This is a genomic window from Paenibacillus lentus (assembly GCF_003931855.1).
Lineage (GTDB): Bacteria > Bacillota > Bacilli > Paenibacillales > Paenibacillaceae > Fontibacillus > Fontibacillus lentus.
Genome location: NZ_CP034248.1, coordinates 1,776,416 through 1,794,427, shown reverse-complemented (window position 1 = coordinate 1,794,427; position 18,012 = coordinate 1,776,416). Strand labels below are relative to the sequence as shown.

10 protein-coding genes and 1 riboswitch are annotated in these 18,012 nt (G+C 47.4%); of the genes, 1 reads left to right on the top strand and 9 read right to left on the bottom strand.

Annotated elements, in window-relative coordinates; all coding sequences use genetic code 11:
• Window positions 1-145: 145 nt before the first annotated feature.
• The 3 genes from EIM92_RS07865 to EIM92_RS07855 all read right to left on the bottom strand — a co-directional run bounded on the left by EIM92_RS07865 (window position 146) and on the right by EIM92_RS07855 (window position 4,114).
• Window positions 146-1,498, bottom strand: coding sequence for an MFS transporter (locus EIM92_RS07865; protein ID WP_125085063.1), 1,353 nt, complete (start codon window positions 1,496-1,498; stop codon window positions 146-148).
• Window positions 1,499-1,596: 98 nt separating this feature from the next.
• A complete protein-coding gene (locus tag EIM92_RS07860; RefSeq protein ID WP_125082185.1) occupies window positions 1,597-2,748 on the bottom strand; it encodes a winged helix-turn-helix domain-containing protein in 1,152 nt (383 codons plus the stop codon).
• A 178-nt stretch (window positions 2,749-2,926) separates the two neighbouring features.
• Window positions 2,927-4,114: a KamA family radical SAM protein gene (locus EIM92_RS07855; RefSeq protein ID WP_125082184.1), complete on the bottom strand. Its 1,188-nt coding sequence runs from the start codon at window positions 4,112-4,114 to the stop codon at window positions 2,927-2,929.
• Between the two features lie 138 nt (window positions 4,115-4,252).
• Window positions 4,253-4,402, bottom strand: a riboswitch (cyclic di-AMP (ydaO/yuaA leader).
• Window positions 4,403-4,764: 362 nt separating this feature from the next.
• On the opposite strand from EIM92_RS07855, the gene EIM92_RS07850 reads away from it, so the two are divergent.
• A complete protein-coding gene (locus EIM92_RS07850; RefSeq protein WP_425464176.1) occupies window positions 4,765-8,055 on the top strand; it encodes a carbohydrate binding domain-containing protein in 3,291 nt (1,096 codons plus the stop codon).
• Between the two features lie 367 nt (window positions 8,056-8,422).
• Here the strand turns inward: EIM92_RS07850 and EIM92_RS07845 are convergent, their stop codons facing one another.
• The 6 genes from EIM92_RS07845 to EIM92_RS07820 all read right to left on the bottom strand — a co-directional run bounded on the left by EIM92_RS07845 (window position 8,423) and on the right by EIM92_RS07820 (window position 17,945).
• Window positions 8,423-10,936, bottom strand: a complete 2,514-nt coding sequence (locus EIM92_RS07845; RefSeq protein WP_125082183.1) for a glycoside hydrolase family 31 protein — start codon at window positions 10,934-10,936, stop codon at window positions 8,423-8,425.
• 133 nt (window positions 10,937-11,069) lie between these two features.
• Window positions 11,070-11,954 carry a carbohydrate ABC transporter permease gene (locus EIM92_RS07840; RefSeq protein ID WP_019640611.1) on the bottom strand — a complete coding sequence of 295 codons (885 nt, stop codon included), beginning with the start codon at window positions 11,952-11,954 and terminating at the stop codon, window positions 11,070-11,072.
• An 18-nt stretch (window positions 11,955-11,972) separates the two neighbouring features.
• Complete coding sequence (locus EIM92_RS07835; RefSeq protein WP_019640612.1) at window positions 11,973-12,863, bottom strand: ABC transporter permease; 891 nt, start codon at window positions 12,861-12,863, stop codon at window positions 11,973-11,975.
• 64 nt (window positions 12,864-12,927) lie between these two features.
• Window positions 12,928-14,616 carry an extracellular solute-binding protein gene (locus tag EIM92_RS07830; RefSeq protein WP_125082182.1) on the bottom strand — a complete coding sequence of 563 codons (1,689 nt, stop codon included), beginning with the start codon at window positions 14,614-14,616 and terminating at the stop codon, window positions 12,928-12,930.
• 192 nt (window positions 14,617-14,808) lie between these two features.
• Window positions 14,809-16,206, bottom strand: coding sequence for a response regulator transcription factor (locus EIM92_RS07825; protein WP_125082181.1), 1,398 nt, complete (start codon window positions 16,204-16,206; stop codon window positions 14,809-14,811).
• A complete protein-coding gene (locus EIM92_RS07820) occupies window positions 16,203-17,945 on the bottom strand; it encodes a sensor histidine kinase (RefSeq protein ID WP_125082180.1) in 1,743 nt (580 codons plus the stop codon). The genes EIM92_RS07825 and EIM92_RS07820 overlap by 4 nt, the downstream gene beginning before the upstream one ends.
• Between the last annotated feature and the right edge of the window lie 67 nt (window positions 17,946-18,012).

Below are 18,012 nucleotides of genomic sequence, written 5' to 3'. Positions count from 1 at the left end.
TGACTTGCCTGGATCGTTTTAATATCATTTTATCACCCGGATGAACATATACGCTGCTTGGTCTTTTTCCATGTCTACTTTTAAGCTATTCAACGTTCAATAATGATGCATACAGGCTCATTCAATCCTTAAAGCCTTCAATTTATTATAGTGCCTTCTCCGCCCTCTCGCCAGCAACCGATGCCCTATCCTTGCTTATCGCAGGGGAACCCCATATTGCCGTACGAAACACAATGCCAGCCAATCCAATTAATGCGGTGATGAAACCGATAAGCATAAAAGCTTTGCCCACTTCAATCACTGTTACGAGCACCCCTCCAATTAAAGGAGCTGTCAGCTTCACCAGGCTAATCATCGTATTCTGAATGCCAAAAATCCGGCCGACCATATCCTCAGAGGTTTCTTGCTGCAGAATATAATTTTGCGTTACCATGTACAGGCCATTTCCAACACCAATGACGATTCCCAGTCCGAGGAGCAGGAACGGGCCAGTCCCTGGTGGACACAGTCCAAGAAATGCGATCCCAACGCCGATCAGCACATAGCCCCCGCCCAGCCCCCAGCCATAGCGAATCCGATTTAAACGGTTCATAATGACAAGCATGATTATCGCACCAGCCCCGATCGCAGACACTAACCAGCCGATAAGCACTTCATTGGTTGGTTCGATCGAACGCAGCAGCGTTGGAAATTGGTAATCGATCATCAATAACGACGTTAAGCCAATAAAGCCGAACATCATTGTAAAGAGCAATTTTTTAGCTTGAAAAAGATAGAGCCAGCCCTCCCGCCAGCTGCGCAGGAAGGAACCTTTAGCGCCATGCTCGGAATTCTTGGCCTCCTGATGCACCTGGGACTTCATGACTCCCTTGGACTCCGTGGCTTTTGTAGATTCCCTGGATTCCTCTGCAAGAGGGGACACCGGCAGTAAACGAAGCGGCCATAGCAGTGCCGCAGAGAACAGCCGTGCCGCCATATTGAGCATAATACACGCCTGGGGCGACATCACGGTCAGCGTCATTGCCCCAAGCAGTGGACCTGCCACCTTCGAGGATTGATTCACCAGGCCATTGAGGGACGTAGCTTGGAATAACAGCTTCAATGGAACGATTTGTCGGGTTAATGCTTGCTGAGCCGGAATATGGAATACGCCGCAAGCTGATCGAAGGGCCAGCAAAGGCAAAAGCCACGCCATATTAGGAGCAGCCAAGATGCACAGCGTGAGCGCCGCGGTAAGCAGGTCGCATGCCATCATCAACCGGGCTTTGCGCACCCGATCTGCGACCGTTCCAGCGAAAGAGCCGAACAGAACGGCTGGCAGCGCCATCATCACTGGAATGAGGGCCAGCATGATCGGATCTGCACCCCAACGATAAGCGACAAGCACCTGTATCGCCAGGGCGTCGAACCAGTCGCCAAAAGAAGCGAGTGCATAAGCCGCAAACATACTTCTAAAACTTCGTATCGATAATAAAGAGGAGCGTTCATGATGTGTCATATTCATAGAGGATAATTCCTTCCGTGTCACTAGATACCTCCATGTTATATGGCAATTGTCAGAGGATTATCAGACGAGTCTTTTTTGCGCTCCCTAAACTAGAATATAGACAACGCTCGGCCGATGATGGCTTCCAAACTTCTCTTATGCTTGGAAAGTCCATGTTTTTGATCTAAGCTTTCATAGATCAGGGCATATTTGCGTGCCATTTCAAGGCCGGGATAATTATGTGCAATATATCTCATGATTTGGCTGAGGGAAATCATCCGTAGCGGAACATTTAGCGACATCTCCAGCACGTCCAATCCTTCATCAAAGCATTGCTCGGCCTCCTGCTCCCGGCCACGCCTCAAGTTCAGCAGCCCCTGCACAATGCGAAAACGGCCGATTTCCCGCAAATACGGCGCATCCCGAAGCAAGCTGCCCAATCGTTCCGATACCGCATCCGCTTGCTCCAATTCGCCAGCCAGCACATATACATACATTTCCATAATCGCTACCGGCATCACGAATCCGCTTAGTTCCTCCGCCTCCACCGTCTTTCGCGTCTCTTCGAACCGCTTCATCGCCTCGAGGGCAAGCCCAGCATCCGCATACACCTCAAGAATGTTAAGAATTTTCATTTCGCGGTGCTCCTGCGGCGAGAGTAGACGATGAGCTACAGCTAGCTGGCAATAGTGCAGCATCTGCTGTGGCTCTGGATTAACCCCTCGATATAAAAGCAGCAGCCAGTACAGCCTAGTCTCCATCGGCAAGTCCTCTGCTTCCAAAAACCAGGCAATATCCCCCTGAATGAATTTTAAATAAACGGCATAGAACGGGTCCACTTCAAATCCAAGAATATCCTGCTGTGTTGCCAGCACCAGCATTGACTTGCCTTGTCCGAACAAGTGGTATTTCTTAAAGATCTCCCTCATTGAGGTATTGACGTCGCGATCAGCTACTGATGGATTAAACATAGATTTTGGCTCCTTGACGGTCAAGCTGTACCCGTATCCCCGTACCGTATTGATTTGGATATGCCTCCAGACACCCAGCTTTTTCCTCAAGCGATAAATATGATCGTCAACCGTCCGCTCCACCGGAAACTCCATTGGCCACACCTGATCCAACAGTTGATCGCGCGTGAAAGCCCGCTCGCGATGATGATACAGAAATTGCAGCAGCGCAAACTCCTTCGCTAGCAGTTCAAGAGTCTCCACGCCCCATTTCACCTTATAGCCGGAAGGCTCGAATATCAGTCGTCCCATAATTACTCCTTCATCAAAAAATCCAGTATTAAGCTTATAATAAGCTATCCAGCTCCTGCTAATAAATAAAAACAATTCATTCAGAAAAATTGAAAGAAACAAAATCCCCTGAAGCGGGGCTGATGTTACCTAAGGCCACTCTTCAGGGGATAATCAATAACTTACTCATTATGGGATATTATTGCATAGCTGGCGTACGTTTTCTCTTCTGCGGAAGATCAGGCATCTCGTTAACGGAGACGACTTCATCCGTCTTCTTCTCTGGCTGCTTCCAATGCTGTTCATTGCCCGGAAGATCGTCGAACCAAGCCGCATCCTTAGGGCAATCAAGGATCATCAATTTACCGTAATCCCCGTCGCGGGACTGATGGTATTTCAAATACGCCTTACCATCCTCGATCGCCAAAATTTCAATTTTACCGGATGTATGGCTCATCGACAGTCTTACTCGCTTTCCTAAGCCGGAAGTTCTGGCTTTCGCTTCTTCAACAATACGATAGACCTCCTCCAGGGAAAGGACAAAATCCCGGTTCCCTGCAACCGGTCTGTTAACGAAGAAGTAATACGGCGTAACTCCTGCCCATGACAGTTTATCCAACAGCTCTCCGAGCACTACTGGATCATCATTAATGCCTTTTAACACCGGAGTCTGATTAACCACGATCGCTCCAGCCTCATGCAGAGCCTGGAATCCCCTTCTAGCTTCTGGGGTAATCTCGCGCGGGTGGTTAATGTGGGCCATGACGTAAATGCGCTGTTCCGGCGTGGAATAAGTGCGGATCACATCGAGCAGTTCCTCGTCCTCATAAATGCGCATCGGGTTAAATACGGGAATTTTCGAGCCGAGACGAATGATTTTTACGTGCTCGATTTCACGAAGTTGCGCAAGGATCCCCCGCAGCTTCTCCGTCGCAAGAATCAGGCTGTCTCCTCCAGTCAATAGAACGTTATTGATTTCAGGATGCTTGGCAATATAATCGATGCCCGGCTGCACATCGGACATAGCCTCCTTCACATCGTTACGGAACAAGCGTTTGCGGAAGCAATAACGGCAATAGGCCCCGCATACCTCGGACACGATAAGCAGAGCCGTGGTCTTGTATTTGTGCTGACAGCCCGGTACTACGTAGTTGGTATCCTCGTCGGAAGCATCCCAGCGACCGTACTCCTCAAGCTCCCCCTCATTCGGTATGACAAGCTTGCGAATAGGATCATGCGGGTCATTCCAGTCAATCAAGTTCAAATAATAATCATTTACCCGAAATACGAATTTCTCCGTAATCGGTTTCAAACGCTCCCGCTCCTCTTCGGGAATCATTGTTAGTCTGTCCAGATTAGTAATGTACCTTGTTTTCGTCTTCGTCATTGTACATTCGCTCCTTCCTAGTAATCAACAAAAAAGGCCCCCAGGCCGGGGGTCTTAGACACAGCTACGCCAGCAAGGGTCAGAAGACAAGAATAGACCCTAATAAAGGGTCTAAAGAGACGTGATAAATGATCTTATAACAGACCCATCTACTGCTGACGAGGTTAGCTGACGGACTCGGGTAAGATGGTACCCTACACCTCATGTGAATGAGTGATTCGCCCCAATGTAAAAACCTGGTTCCCCCGCTTTCTTGGCTCTTACCAAGAAACTAAGCGTGTGTTTATGATAAGGTTTGAGCGCAGGATTGTCAACCTTAGCCAATGCAGCTAGAGAGTAGACATAATTTTAAAAGTCGCAATAGTTGACGATTTTTAGTAGATATTGGTAATATATAAATGCCTTTGAAAGCGTTTGCGCAAAAAAAAGGGGGTGACAGACTGCAGCTATAATGACTATATCGATCCACCCAAGATTATTGGTGCCTCTTGTCATGACTAATCTTATTCACAACATGCAAGGAATGCTATTGCCTGTAGTTTTTTTAATTGCAGGATACCTTGCGCACAAATGCGCAAACGTTTTCTCAACAGGAGATGATTTTGTAGACTAGCGACCATCAGAGCTTATTATTAAGGAGGATGCAATCATTGAACTATAAAATTCACCAGGTAAAGAAATGGCCTTATGTTATATTGTGTATCACCTTCTTCTTCTCATTACTATCCGGTATGGCCGGCATGCCCTTCCAAGCTATAGCAGCTGCTGAAACCACTAGTAATAATACAGCAAGCGTCTATTATTACACACCGTACTATAATTGGAGCACCGTTAACATTCATCATAACGCAAGCGGCAGCTGGACAAGTGTTCCAGGAATAGCTATGGAACTGGCCTGTACGGACTGGGCTAGAGCAACGATAGATCTGGGCACATCTACAAGATTTGCAGCAGCTTTTAATGACGGATCGAGCTGGGATAATAACAATGGAAAAAATTACGATCTTAGTGCAGGCAGTGTTATGGTTGAGAACGGTGTTGTTTCCCTAGGAGATCCTTGTCAGGCAAGCAACGAAGATAACATTCCGCCAAATGTACCTACTGGGTTAAGCAAAGACAGCTTAACAAGTACGTCCGTAACCATAACATGGACAGCGCCAATGGATAATGATGGAAGAAGCGACTTAGCAGGTTATGATGTCTATCGTGATGAAATCCTTGTACAAACTGGTATTACAGCTACCACCTATAAGGATTCCGGTTTAAATCCTTCTACAAATTACAGTTATACTGTTGTAGCCAAAGACTTGGCGGGCAACAAATCAGCACCTTCTTTGGCGCTGGAAGTAACAACCCCGGCGGAGGACGCTGCTGGCAATCAAGCGCAAATATATTACTATACCAAGAATCGCTCCTGGAGTTCGGTAAATATCCACTACTCTCTGGATGGCTCGAAATGGACGACACCTCCCGGCGATTCCATGAGTGAAACCGCCTGTACGGATTGGGCCAAGAAAACCGTTGATCTAGGAACGGCTCATGAATTAAAGGCCGCCTTCAACAACGGCTCTGTATGGGACAATAATAATGGAGCTGACTATATTATCCCGTCCGGCCTCGTCACGGTTAAGGATGGTGTCGTGACAGCCGGAGCTCCTAATCCTTGTACACCTCTCCCAGAAGATACGATTCCCCCTTCTATACCAGGTAACCCCAAAGCCACCGTCAACGGTACTAAAATTATAATTACTTGGGAGTCTTCTATCGACAATGAAGGCGGAAGTGGTTTGGCCGGCTATGAAATCACTCGTACCGGGGGCAAGCAAGGTACAAAGATTTTTACAACAACCAGTCATTCATATACCGATACAAACCTGGAAGCCCAAACGGAATACACCTATTCGATAAAAGCCTTTGACAAAGCCGTACCGCCTAACAAATCGGAAAACAGCGAAGCTGTATCCGCTAAGACGGGGGACGCCCCTGAAGCTCCTCTAGGCGGTGAGCCTCTTGGCACAGATATGCGTGAGGATTCGATTTATTTTGTAATGACAGCCCGCTTCTATGACGGTGACGAGTCTAATAATCGCGGAGGACAGTTCCATGAGTCTACAGGTAATGCCGCCAACAATGATCCGATGTTCCGTGGTGACTTCAAAGGATTAATCGAGAAGCTCGATTACATCAAGGCTCTAGGCTTTTCTGCCATCTGGATTACACCCGTCGTCCTTAACCGCTCGGATTACGATTTCCATGGCTATCACGGTTGGGACTTCTATCGTGTTGATCCCCGTCTGGAATCCCCGGGAGCAACTTATCAGGATTTGATTAATGAAGCCCATAACAAAGGGATCAAGATTATTCAAGACGTCGTATACAACCATTCCAGTCGCTGGGGGGAAAAGAACCTGTTCTCACCAAAAGTGTTCGGGATTCAGGACAATGAGTGGAGTTGGTATTATGACGACCCTATTCCAGGCAAGGAATATGATGGAATTACGACTAATAATCCGATGGGTAGAGCCTATAACGGCGATCTTTGGTCCACAGAGGAGCCAATCGGGAATACGTGCCGGAACTGGGGAACACCAACACAGTTTTACAGTAAGGAAGGCCATCGTATCTACAATTGCCAATGGCCGAATCCAACCTCCGGCATGTTCCCGAAAGAACTGTACCACCAGTGTTGGATCGGTAACTGGGAAGGTGAAGACTCTAGAAGCTGCTGGATTCATGAGGATTTGGCAGATTTCAATACTGAGTCTGAACCTGTTCAGGAATTTCTAAAGGACGTATATCGTAGATATATTGATATGGGCGTCGATGGCTTCCGAATAGATACGGCCGTACACATCCCTCGTACGACTTGGAATCGGCACTTTCTGCCGGATGCCATGAATCACTCTATTGAGAAATTTGGGGATAAGGGTAGAAACTTTTTTATGTTCGGTGAAGTAGGCTCATTTGTCAACGATAAATGGAACCGGGGCTCCGTGAACCATTCTGCCCAGTTTTTTACGTGGAAAGAGCGTAAAGAATACAGTGCAGATGATGCTGCTGCTGCCCTGGAAATGTATCAATACGAGAATAATCTCGGTACCGGCAATCAGCCGATATCCGATAACGCCTTCCTTAGAGGAAATGACTACCACACACCGGATCACAGCAAGTTCTCAGGGATGAGTGTCATCGACATGCGGATGCATATGAATTTCAGTGACGCAGGCAATGCGTTTTGGAACGGCAAAGATTCCGACGACAGCTATAATGATGCAACCTTCAACGTCGTATATGTCGACAGCCACGATTATGGACCGAACAAGTCCAACACCCGTTACACGGGCGGCACGGCAGCTTGGGCAGAAAATATGAGCCTCATGTGGACGTTCCGCGGTATTCCAACACTATATTACGGTTCAGAAATTGAGTTCAAAGCCGGAGCACAAATCGATTGCGGTCCAACCTGTCCGCTGGAAGAGACAGGCCGTGCCTACTTCGGAGATAAGCTCGAAGGAACCGTGATTGCCAGCGATTTTGGTAAGGTACAACATGCAAGCGGCGCAGTTGCCGAAACGTTAAACCACCCTCTTGTTAAGCACGTGCAGCGGCTTAATCAAATTCGCCGTGAAATACCAGCACTGCAAAAAGGCCAATATTCGACAGAGGATATCCAAGGAGGGATAGCCTATAAGCGCCGCTACACAGACGCAGCCTCGGGCGTGGACAGCTTTGCATTGATAACTGTAAGCTCATCGGCAACGTTCAGCAAGATTCCAAATGGCACCTATAAAGATGCCATTACGGGTGACGTGAAGAATGTAACCAACGGCACCCTAACTGCCACTGTATCTGGTCAAGGCAACCTCCGGATCTACGTTCTAGATCTGCCAGGCAATCCGGCCCCGGGGAAAATCGGAGATAACGGGCCTTTCCTGAAATAATTTAGCAATCAGAACACCCGTCGATCTGATCGGCGGGTGCTCTGCTTAGATTCAGGATTCCCGCCTTTCTCGCACGGGCTCTAGTCTTCACCGTTGAATTTAAATGAATTACATGTGTCTATTTTTGTTCTTTGCTTGCGATTTCGCAAATTAGCTGTATTTCGTGTACCTAAATAATTATATCTTGCCTTAATTACCCTTAACCTTCATTTAATCACAAGCAATCCAATTAATTATGCTTTTGGCGATATACTGCATATTTTAAATACAACAAATACAACAAATCCAGTTAGTTTATGTATTCAGCTGTATTCGAGCAGTATTCAACCTTCCAAGCTATACAGCAGAATCCAGGCTCATCCAATCTTTATCCCTTCACGATGATCTTTTTATCAATTAATGTATGAGGCACTTGCAGCCTCAATTCCTGAGTTTCAGAATCGTACTTCCACTCCCCTCCTACTTCAGTCAATTTAACCTGGTCACTAGAATTATTCACAAAAATATCTCGAGGTACAAATTTCATCAGCTTTACATTCAGGGCAAGGGTTTCCCTTGCAGCAGACTGAGACTGCTCTGCTACTCCTGACGCAGCTCCCCGCTTCGCTGTCGGTAATCCCTCCACCTCATACTTCAGCTGCAATGATAGCATATCCTCGCCAGATTTAACTTTGACCGTTAGAAGGTTATACGATCCGCTCTCATACGCGTATGTCCGGGCATCATCTGCATACCATTGTCCTGAAGATTCGCTTCGATGTGCTGAAGCATATACGCTAAGTGCGATCTCTGCCTTCTCGTCCAGCGTTGGTTTCCAATGCTGCTCGGCCTCGGCCAGCTCCGGAATGATCGCCCCCGCCTTCACGTAAATCGGCATCACCTCAAGCGGAGCCAGTGCTAATATATGGCGGCCGCCAGTCAATCTCTCTCCGCTCCAATAATTGATCCATTCCCCTTCAGGCAGATATACCGCACGAGATTCCGTACCAGGGCGCAGTATGGGAGCTACGAGCAGGCTGCTTCCGACCATGAATTGATCGCAGAGATTATAAACGTTGCGGTCATGCGGATACTCCAGGATGAGCGGGCGCATCACTGGTAAGCCTGTCTTATATGCCTCATAAAACAGGGTATAGAGATACGGCAGGAAGCGGTAACGCAAGCGGATATACTTCCGGCAAATTTCCTCGATTTCCGGGCCAAAGGCCCATGGCTCCTGGTAAACCGATTCAAGGACGCTATGATTGCGGCAGAACGGAAAGAACGCACCTGCCTGCGTCCAGCGCGCCAGCAGCTCCGGGGTCGCATCATGACTGAAGCCCCCAATGTCCGGCCCGGCAAATGGCTGGCCCGATAAGCCCAGGTTCAACACCATAGGAATTGACATAGCCAGATGCTCCCAATAGCTGCGGTTATCGCCAGTCCATGTCGCAGCGTACTTCTGGACACCCGCATAACCTGCACGTGTGACGACAAAGGGACGTTCCCCCTGCAAATTTCGCTTCAGCCCCTGCTGTGTAGCCATCGACATTAGCATGCCGTACAGATTATGCAGCTCCCGGTGGGTTTTCGCATCGCCGTCATTCCCGTGGACGACATCAAGATCCATCGTTTTGGAAGGACTATTAAACACTGACGGCTCATTCATATCATTCCAAATGCCGGCTATTCCAAGCTCTGTATAGTAGCTGTGCTGATCCCCCCACCATGAGCGAACCTCTTCCTCCGTAAAATCGGGAAACGCACTCGCTCCCGGCCAGACATCGCCAATGAACAGCTCTCCCTCTAATTTGCGGCAAAAATACCCCCTTTGAACCCCTTCCCGATACGGGAGGTAATTCGGATCCCGCTTGACGCCTGGATCGACGATCGGCACGATGCGAATTCCCATTTCCCGCAGCTCCTGTATCATCTTTCGCGGATTAGGAAAACGGGTCGGATCGAACGTAAACACCCGATACTCATCCATATAATGAATATCCAGATAGATAACATCGCAAGGAATTCGCTTATCCCGGAACGTTCGGGCCAGCTCCATTACCTCTTCCTGACTCATATAGCTATAACGGGATTGATGGTATCCGATCGCCCAAGCGGGCGGCAGTTCGATCCGTCCTGTCAGCTCGCTGTACCTCGAGACGACATCCTTCAATTCAGGGCCATGAATGAAATAATAATCAAGCGTTCCCGTATTTACTTTAAACGTATAAGCCTCGTGATCCGAACGCATATCAAATGAGGTGCGACCTGGATTATCGAGAAAAATACCGTATACCGGACGATCGTAACGGAAATGAATCAATAACGGAATCGACACATACAGACTGCCGATGTCAGGAACATGCGGGTCATAAACGTCCGAATTCCATAGCTCATAACTCTCGCCATTTTTATCTAAGAAGCCTGTATTCTCGCCCAATCCGTAAATATGCGTGCCCGGCTCCATCCTTCTCCGAGAGCCAAATTCCCCACGCGCAGCCCGAAAGGTTTCGATTTCACTGGAAATAAGCTCTCCAGCCGCATTAAAAAAGTCGAGGCGTCCATCATTTTTGTGAACAACCGCCGTAAGCTCGGGCAGCACCAATCTGTAAGCCTCTAAGGTCTCTTCCAGTGATACATTAACACTCCTATAAGCCTCCTGCTGAATAGCGATCGTAGAGCGCAAATCCATTTGATGATCAAGCAGCAGCTTGATCCGAATGATCTGTTCATTGACGGGCTGTATCATAATCGACGCATTCCCGCCCTGAAATAAGTAGGCACCCTGTACCTCTCGATATGAACTAATAGAGCCAAGCAACATAGAGCCTGCATCACTAACAACAGACGCAATAGATTTCAGCTCCACTTTATCTGGATGAATCGTTTCACTAGTTTTCATGATAGTAAGTAGTCCCTTTCTAACCGATAATGATTGCTTTATTCCCGCACCTGATGCTAACCTGATGCTAGCCTAATACCGCCTGATGCAGCCCGTACCGGCGATGATAAACCGCGCTAACCGGGCTAACCCGTTACCCCTTGACGGAGCCAAGCGTAATACCCTTAATGAAATATCGTTGGAAGAACGGGTAAATGACAAGCAGCGGAAGCATCGAAATAAATATTTTGGCTGCATTCAAGGTTTGGTTCGATGAGCTGCTTAAGCGCTTAGCCGATTCCGCATCGATCTTCGATGGATCGACCACAACCGTGACCTGACGGATATAAGATTGCAGCGGATAATTCTCATTTTTCGTCATCAATACTAAAGCTTGAAAAAACTCATTCCAGTGATAAACAATGGTGAAAACGAGAATTGTGGCAATGACCGGCATGGATAAAGGCAGGAATATATTAAACAACGTGCGCCATGGTCCAGCCCCGTCCACCAAAGCGGATTCTTCCATTTCCTTCGGCAAATTCCGATAGAAGTTCATGACCAGAATGACATTAAACACCGGCAGTCCTCCGCCTAGCACCAAGCCCCAAATATTGTTGACCATCCCCAGGGATTTCATCGTCATGTACCACGGCACAAGCCCGCCGTTAAACAGCATGACAAAAATAAGCATCCACATGACAATGTTCCGTGATCTGAATTGCTTGGAGGTCTTCGAGAGCGGATACGCCATCAGAACGATGACGAACAATGTGATTAACGTTCCATAAAGCACGCGCTGCACAGATATGAAGAACGATTTAAAAAATTGCTGGTCCGCTATAATCATTTCATAAGAGGATAACGTGAACCCTTTGGGCCAAAGAAATACCTCTCCCGCCCCTGCGGCAGCCTTATCACTCAAAGAGATGACAAATGTGTACCATACCGGATAGACGCATAGCAGCGTAATCACAACTAGCAATAATATGTTAAGACCATTCAATACTCTGGAAGGAACCGATCGATCCTCTACCATCCTCATCCCCTCCTTCTCTTAAAAAATCCGATAGTTGGCAAATCGATAGGCCAAGGTGTACGAAATCGAAATCAGGAACAGACCGACAACGGATTTCAGCAAGCCGACCGCGGTAGCTAAGCCGTATTGCATATTAATCAAGCCGACCCGATACACCCAGGTGTCAATAATATCCCCCGTCGAATACACCATAGGATTGTAAAGGTTAAAAATTTGATCAAACCCCGCGTTCAAAATATTTCCAAGGCTCAGTGTGCCCAGCAATACAGCAACCGGCAGCACACTCGGCAGTGTAATGCTGATGAGCCGCCTAAATTGAGAAGCCCCGTCAATGGCTGCAGCTTCATACATTTCCGGATTAATCGACGTTAAGGCTGCAAAATAAATAATGGCTCCGAAGCCAAACTCCTTCCAAATGTCGCTGCCGACCACGAGTGAAGGAAATATTTGCGGACTGGCAAAAAATAAAATCGGTTCAACTCCAAAGAGCGCGAGCAACTGATTCACGAGCCCTGAATACGAGAACAGATCGAGCATAATTCCCGCTACGATAACCCAGGACAGAAAGTGAGGCAAATAAACGATTGTCTGCACAGTTCTAGTGAACAGCCTGTTCTTCACTTCATTAAGCATCAGGGCGAACACCAGCGGCACAATCAAATTCCCCACCATTTTGGCCAAAGCGATCGTAATCGTATTGGCAAAGATCTCCTTGCTGTCATCAAGCTCAAACATATATTTAAAATTCTCCATGCCGATCCATTCCGATTTCAACAGGCCGATCCCTGGATTGAAATCCTTGAATGCCATCAATATTCCATACATGGGCAACAGGTTAAAAAAGAATAACCAGACCAGTCCCGGCAGCAGCATCAAATAATAATGGATCACTACCCCTTTGTTTCTCATACGCTAATCTCCTTAAGAAGATATCAAGACGAGTGATGGAGCACCCGTCTTGAGTATTTCGGCATTATTGCAGATCATTGACTTCCTTAGTAATTTGTTCCCCACCCTGGTCATACCATTTCTTGACAAAGGTATCGAATTCCTCAATCGGAGCGCTGCCCATAATGATTTTCAAGAAAACTTCATCCTCAAGTTTCTCGAGATTAGTCCATCTAGCTTCCATTGTTTTTGTCTTCGAAGTTGCTATGCTGCGAGTATAGTTAACGTCTGCGTTAACGAACGCGGAGCCGCCGTTTAAGTGCGAGTAGACATGAGCAAAGAAGGCGACATCGCCGTTGATGTCCCAATACTGGATATCGTAGTTGTCGTAGGGCTCTTTTTTCACATTTTTCGCGTGCTCAGCTACCTCGTAGCCGAAGCCGTAGTTCACTTTATCAATATCCTCAAGCCTAATTTCTCCTGCCAAATATTTCTCCGTGGAATTTACCGCGTACTCAAGCTGATCCCCGTGCCCCGCAACGATGAACAGCGGGATTTCCTGCGAGGTCATTTGCTTATCGGCTAGAACCTCCTCATAGCTTGGATCCTTCTCGCTGACGTGGATATTAAGCATTTTTACCACGGCTTCGGGATGTTCATAGCCTTTTCTCACCACGATATAAGTACTTCCCGTCGCTTCATTGGAATTGAACTTGCCCTCGGCATTCAGCGGAGCAATATAAGGGCGCCAATTGGCTTTCGGATCATTCTTAATGTTGTCCTGCAGGTTGTAAGGAGACCACCATGGCCCGAAGAAAATGCCCGCTTTCCCGCTGGTGATCAGCTCCTGGGCACTTTTGCGCAAAGCCAGCTCCTTATCGAGAATCCCCTGCGCATACCAGTCACGCATCATGATCAGCGCTTGCTTCGTCTCCTCTGTCGTCGAACCGTACACCGCTTTGCCGTCCTTATCCTTGACCCAAATCCCTGGATAAGCATTGTGCGCGAAGAACAGCGGCGAGAAGTTCATGTAATGATCACCAGATGACAGGAAGGTGGAATACAGTGATCCGCCCTGGGAGGTTCCGACAATACCTACCGTGCCTTCCCCGCCGATTTTGTTATCAATAAATGCTTTGGCAATGTTTTGCAAATCTTCTAAAGTTGTTGGTGCCTCAAGCCCGAGTTCATCCAACCAGTCCTTCCGAATCCAAGTAAGCGGCGCTGAAGGAAGCGTTGTCTCTGGAAACGCATACAATTTACCGTCATAGGTGACGTTATCCAGCAGTCCCGGATTGGAGTTGTAAATATCCTTCAACCGTTCCGCCCCATACTTCTCGTACACTTCCGATAAATCGGCCAATTGATCGGCCTTGATCATCTGCTTCAGCTGTGTCTCATTCACCATCATCGCATCCGGCAGATCGTTGCTGGCAATGGCCAGACTTACTTTTTGCTCATAATCCGTGCCTTGTGCCGCTTCCCAAGCATGCGTGGTTACAATATTGTACGTATCCTTTAACCAGCGGGTATAAGCATTATTCTCCGCCGTATCCTCGTTATCGAATTGATAATTCGGATCCACCGCTCGGCCAATAGAGACTTTAACAGGATCTTTGTAAGCTCCCAACGGATCTATACTTACTTCTGCTCCGCCTTCGTTCCCGGTGCTTCCACCGTTTCCGTCTCCGCTATTCGCATCTTTCGAGACGCATCCGCTTAAGCTCGCGATTAAGAATATCCCTGCCAAAATGGCTGCCATCTTTCTCTTCATTCGTTTGCCCCCTTGATCCATATTGACATCGATATCGATTACACTCTTAATATAACGCGAAGCTATCCCCTATCGAGATAGAAAACGATTGCCAATAAGGGTGATTTTTTTCTAAACATGCCAAGAACGTTCGAAAAGATTCTACCCTCTTTCCGAACGTTCTCTACCTTTGTCTTATGGTCAGCTAAAAGATTACCCCATGTTAGCCTGGCGATATTCACTAGGCAGCATGCCAACCTGCTCGCGAAATAACCTGCTGAAATATTTTTCATCGTTATACCCGACCTGCTCAGCGATCCACTGAATCGTCTTCGTTGTATTGCGCAAATACTGCCTAGCCCGCTGCATGCGAATTTCCCTTAAGTAATCGGTGTAAGTCTGCCCGACGATCTCCTTGAAGCATTGACTGAAATAGCTGCTGCTCATATTGACCATCTCCGCCATATCACTGGCCGTCAGTGGCTCACTCATCATTTGCTGAGCCAGATTAACCGCCTTCATAATACTGTTCTGAATCTCCTCGGAATAAGACGTCCGGGCATTTACGCCCTTGATCATTGCCCTAGTCTCCCTGAGCCAATGTTCAAATTGTATCCAGCTGCTCATAAAGTCTTCAATCCCAATGGACGATGGCAGCATTTGACGATACAGGCGGTTCCATTCATCCGTAATCGAGAAAAAAATGCGGGTCAAGCGGATGGGAGGAAGCCTCTTTGCTTTAAGATCAAGTACCATATTCTCAAACATTCCGTCATCATAAAGCCATTCTGCGGATAACCATATCTCCTTAATCCGGTTCGAATCATGTGCATTCTCCCCTTTCCCCTTGTTCAGAATCTCTTTGCCGTCAACCTGCTGATAAGGCTGTGATGGATCGTAATCGTAGAACAGGTCATTTTTTCGATAGACGCGCAGAAGCTGCAATACCGATTTACGATCCAGCCCATGAAGATACCGCAGACAAACCAGGGCATAGTCCGAGCGAGAATCGACTGTCCGAGTCTGTTCCTTCCATGCGGCTATTCTCTTCATTGATTGCTCCTCGGGATCGATCCAGCACCAAATTCCGATATCCGCCTCATAAGCCTGCTCCGCTAGAGGGATATCCGCCTGGAGCTCATCGGTCTGCTGATTCAAGGCGTAAAGCACCAGAAGTTCCTCAGCATCAGCTAATTTATCCTGCTGAATCGGTACTGTATTGAAGGGCGCCTTCTGCGCCATGAGTGAAGCGATGCGACCGAGCACATCCTCAAACTGTTCCTTTTCTAGCTGCGTTTTGGCAATGTAATCTATCGCGCCGAGCCGTAGGGCCTCCTGAATATATTCAAATTCCTGGTGCAGGGTGAGTACGACAACTTGAATATGCGGATATTTACCACGCACCTCCTTCATCAGCTCAATCCCCGACATCAACGGCATGGAGAGGTCTGTCAGCAGTAGATCCACTTTATTCATGGCGATAAATTGCAATGCGTCCTCGCCATTGCTTACATCCCCCACTACCGTCATTCCAAATTCCTGCCAGGGCATAAAAGAAACCAAGCCCTTGCGTACGATCTTCTCATCGTCTACGATTAACACACGTATCATAAAGCCTGCTCACCTCCTGTAACAGGAATGCGCAAAGTGACGATCGTCCCTTTTCCAACCTCGCTCTTAATCTCCAGCCGTGCCCGCTCCCCGTAATTCGCTTGAAGTATTCGCTTCACATACCTCATACCAATTCCCATCCCTACCTTCTGACTTTCCTTCGATTCATCCAGCATCAAAGCATCGATTTCCGCTTGCGTCATCCCCGAGCCATTATCCTGAATCGTAATTTCCAGCTCCTGATTTAATTTAATGTCAACGTGAATATAACCTTCATCGCTTACCCCATGATATAAAGCATTCTCCACGAGCGGCTGCAAAATAAAGCGGGGGATCGACAGTCCCATCGTGCTCTCATCCACCTCTATGTCGACATCAAATTGGAAATCATAACGGATTTGCTGCAGCTGCAAATACTCTTTCAGCGCCTGAATCTCTTTGCCGATCGTCGTCGCTTCCCCCATTTTGCCCAGATTATAACTGAGAAGCTTATTCAGCGAGAGCACTAGCTTATCAATTTTCTCATGGCCGCTGAAGACCGCCAGCCAATGCACGGTATCGAGCGTGTTCATTAGAAAATGCGGGTTGATTTGATAGAGAAGCTTCTCCACCTCTAAATCAGCTCTGCGCTTTTCCTTCCGCTCGATTTCCCCGTATAAATCCCAAATTTTCGTCTTCATGTCCCTGATCTGATACAGTAAATAATCAAATTCGGGAATTTTCGTTAGCCCGGTATAGTTCGTATTCGTCTGGATTAAGGTTTTGATTTCCTTATTGAATTTATCTAGCGGATTGTACACCATCTTCCACAGCAGCCAAGCAGTAATTACAGCCACAAAAATAAATACGACAAAAATGAGGGCCATTTGCAATAGCCAGCTATTGCGCTCCTGATTCAATTCATTTTTCGGAATTAGCGACACGATGCTCCAGCCTTGATTGCTTGTCGCCTTATTCCAATAAAAGGCCTCGTATGTGCCTGATGAGACATTCGCCGCCGAACTGTGGCCCGGAAACATGCTGCTCACCGGGAAAGCGCCTTCATTTTCACTAAAAACAATACGCCCGTCATTGTCTAAAATGAGCAGTCTACGGGAATCGCTCTTCCGATTCTCGGGAGCAAATAACGTTTCCAACGCGTTGCGACCCGTCTCGATGTACAAATATACGTCTTGATCCGGCAAATTGACTTTGCGCATCGTGCTGAACACATATTGATTCATAGATCCGTTGTAGCTTTTATGAGGACCGAAATAAGTGATTTCCGAGTATTTAGCCATAAGAGGAAGCTGGTCCGGCCGGAATTCGCTGCGCAGTCGGAAATTTTCGAAATCGTAGGTACACGCCTCTGGATAATAATACATAATCAAGCCCACATTCGGGTTGGAAAAAGAAATGATGTTCAATTCCGCCTTGATATTGTTGCGCAGTTGTATCTGGTTGTAGGACTCTGTCTCGTGAACCAGTTCTTCGAGAAGCTTATTCGTCCCCCCTCCGAATGCAAGCTGCTGCGAGACATGGTTTATATTGTTCAGCGTATTCTCCAGAACGATCAGTTCCTGGTTGAGGTTATTCTGCAGAGCCGCTTCCACCTTGTTACCGAGGATCGAATTGATCGTATAAAAGGATATAAAGCCAAGACATATGAACGGAATCAAGCTGCTGATCAAAAATATGGCAATGATCCGGTTCTTAAATGTAATTTGCTTGAGCCGCTCCATCATCAATTTTCTGCTCATTTGTCCCTAGGCCTCCCCTGATGCCATTATTGAGTGAATCATACAAATTCGTTCTCGCGAAGTCAAT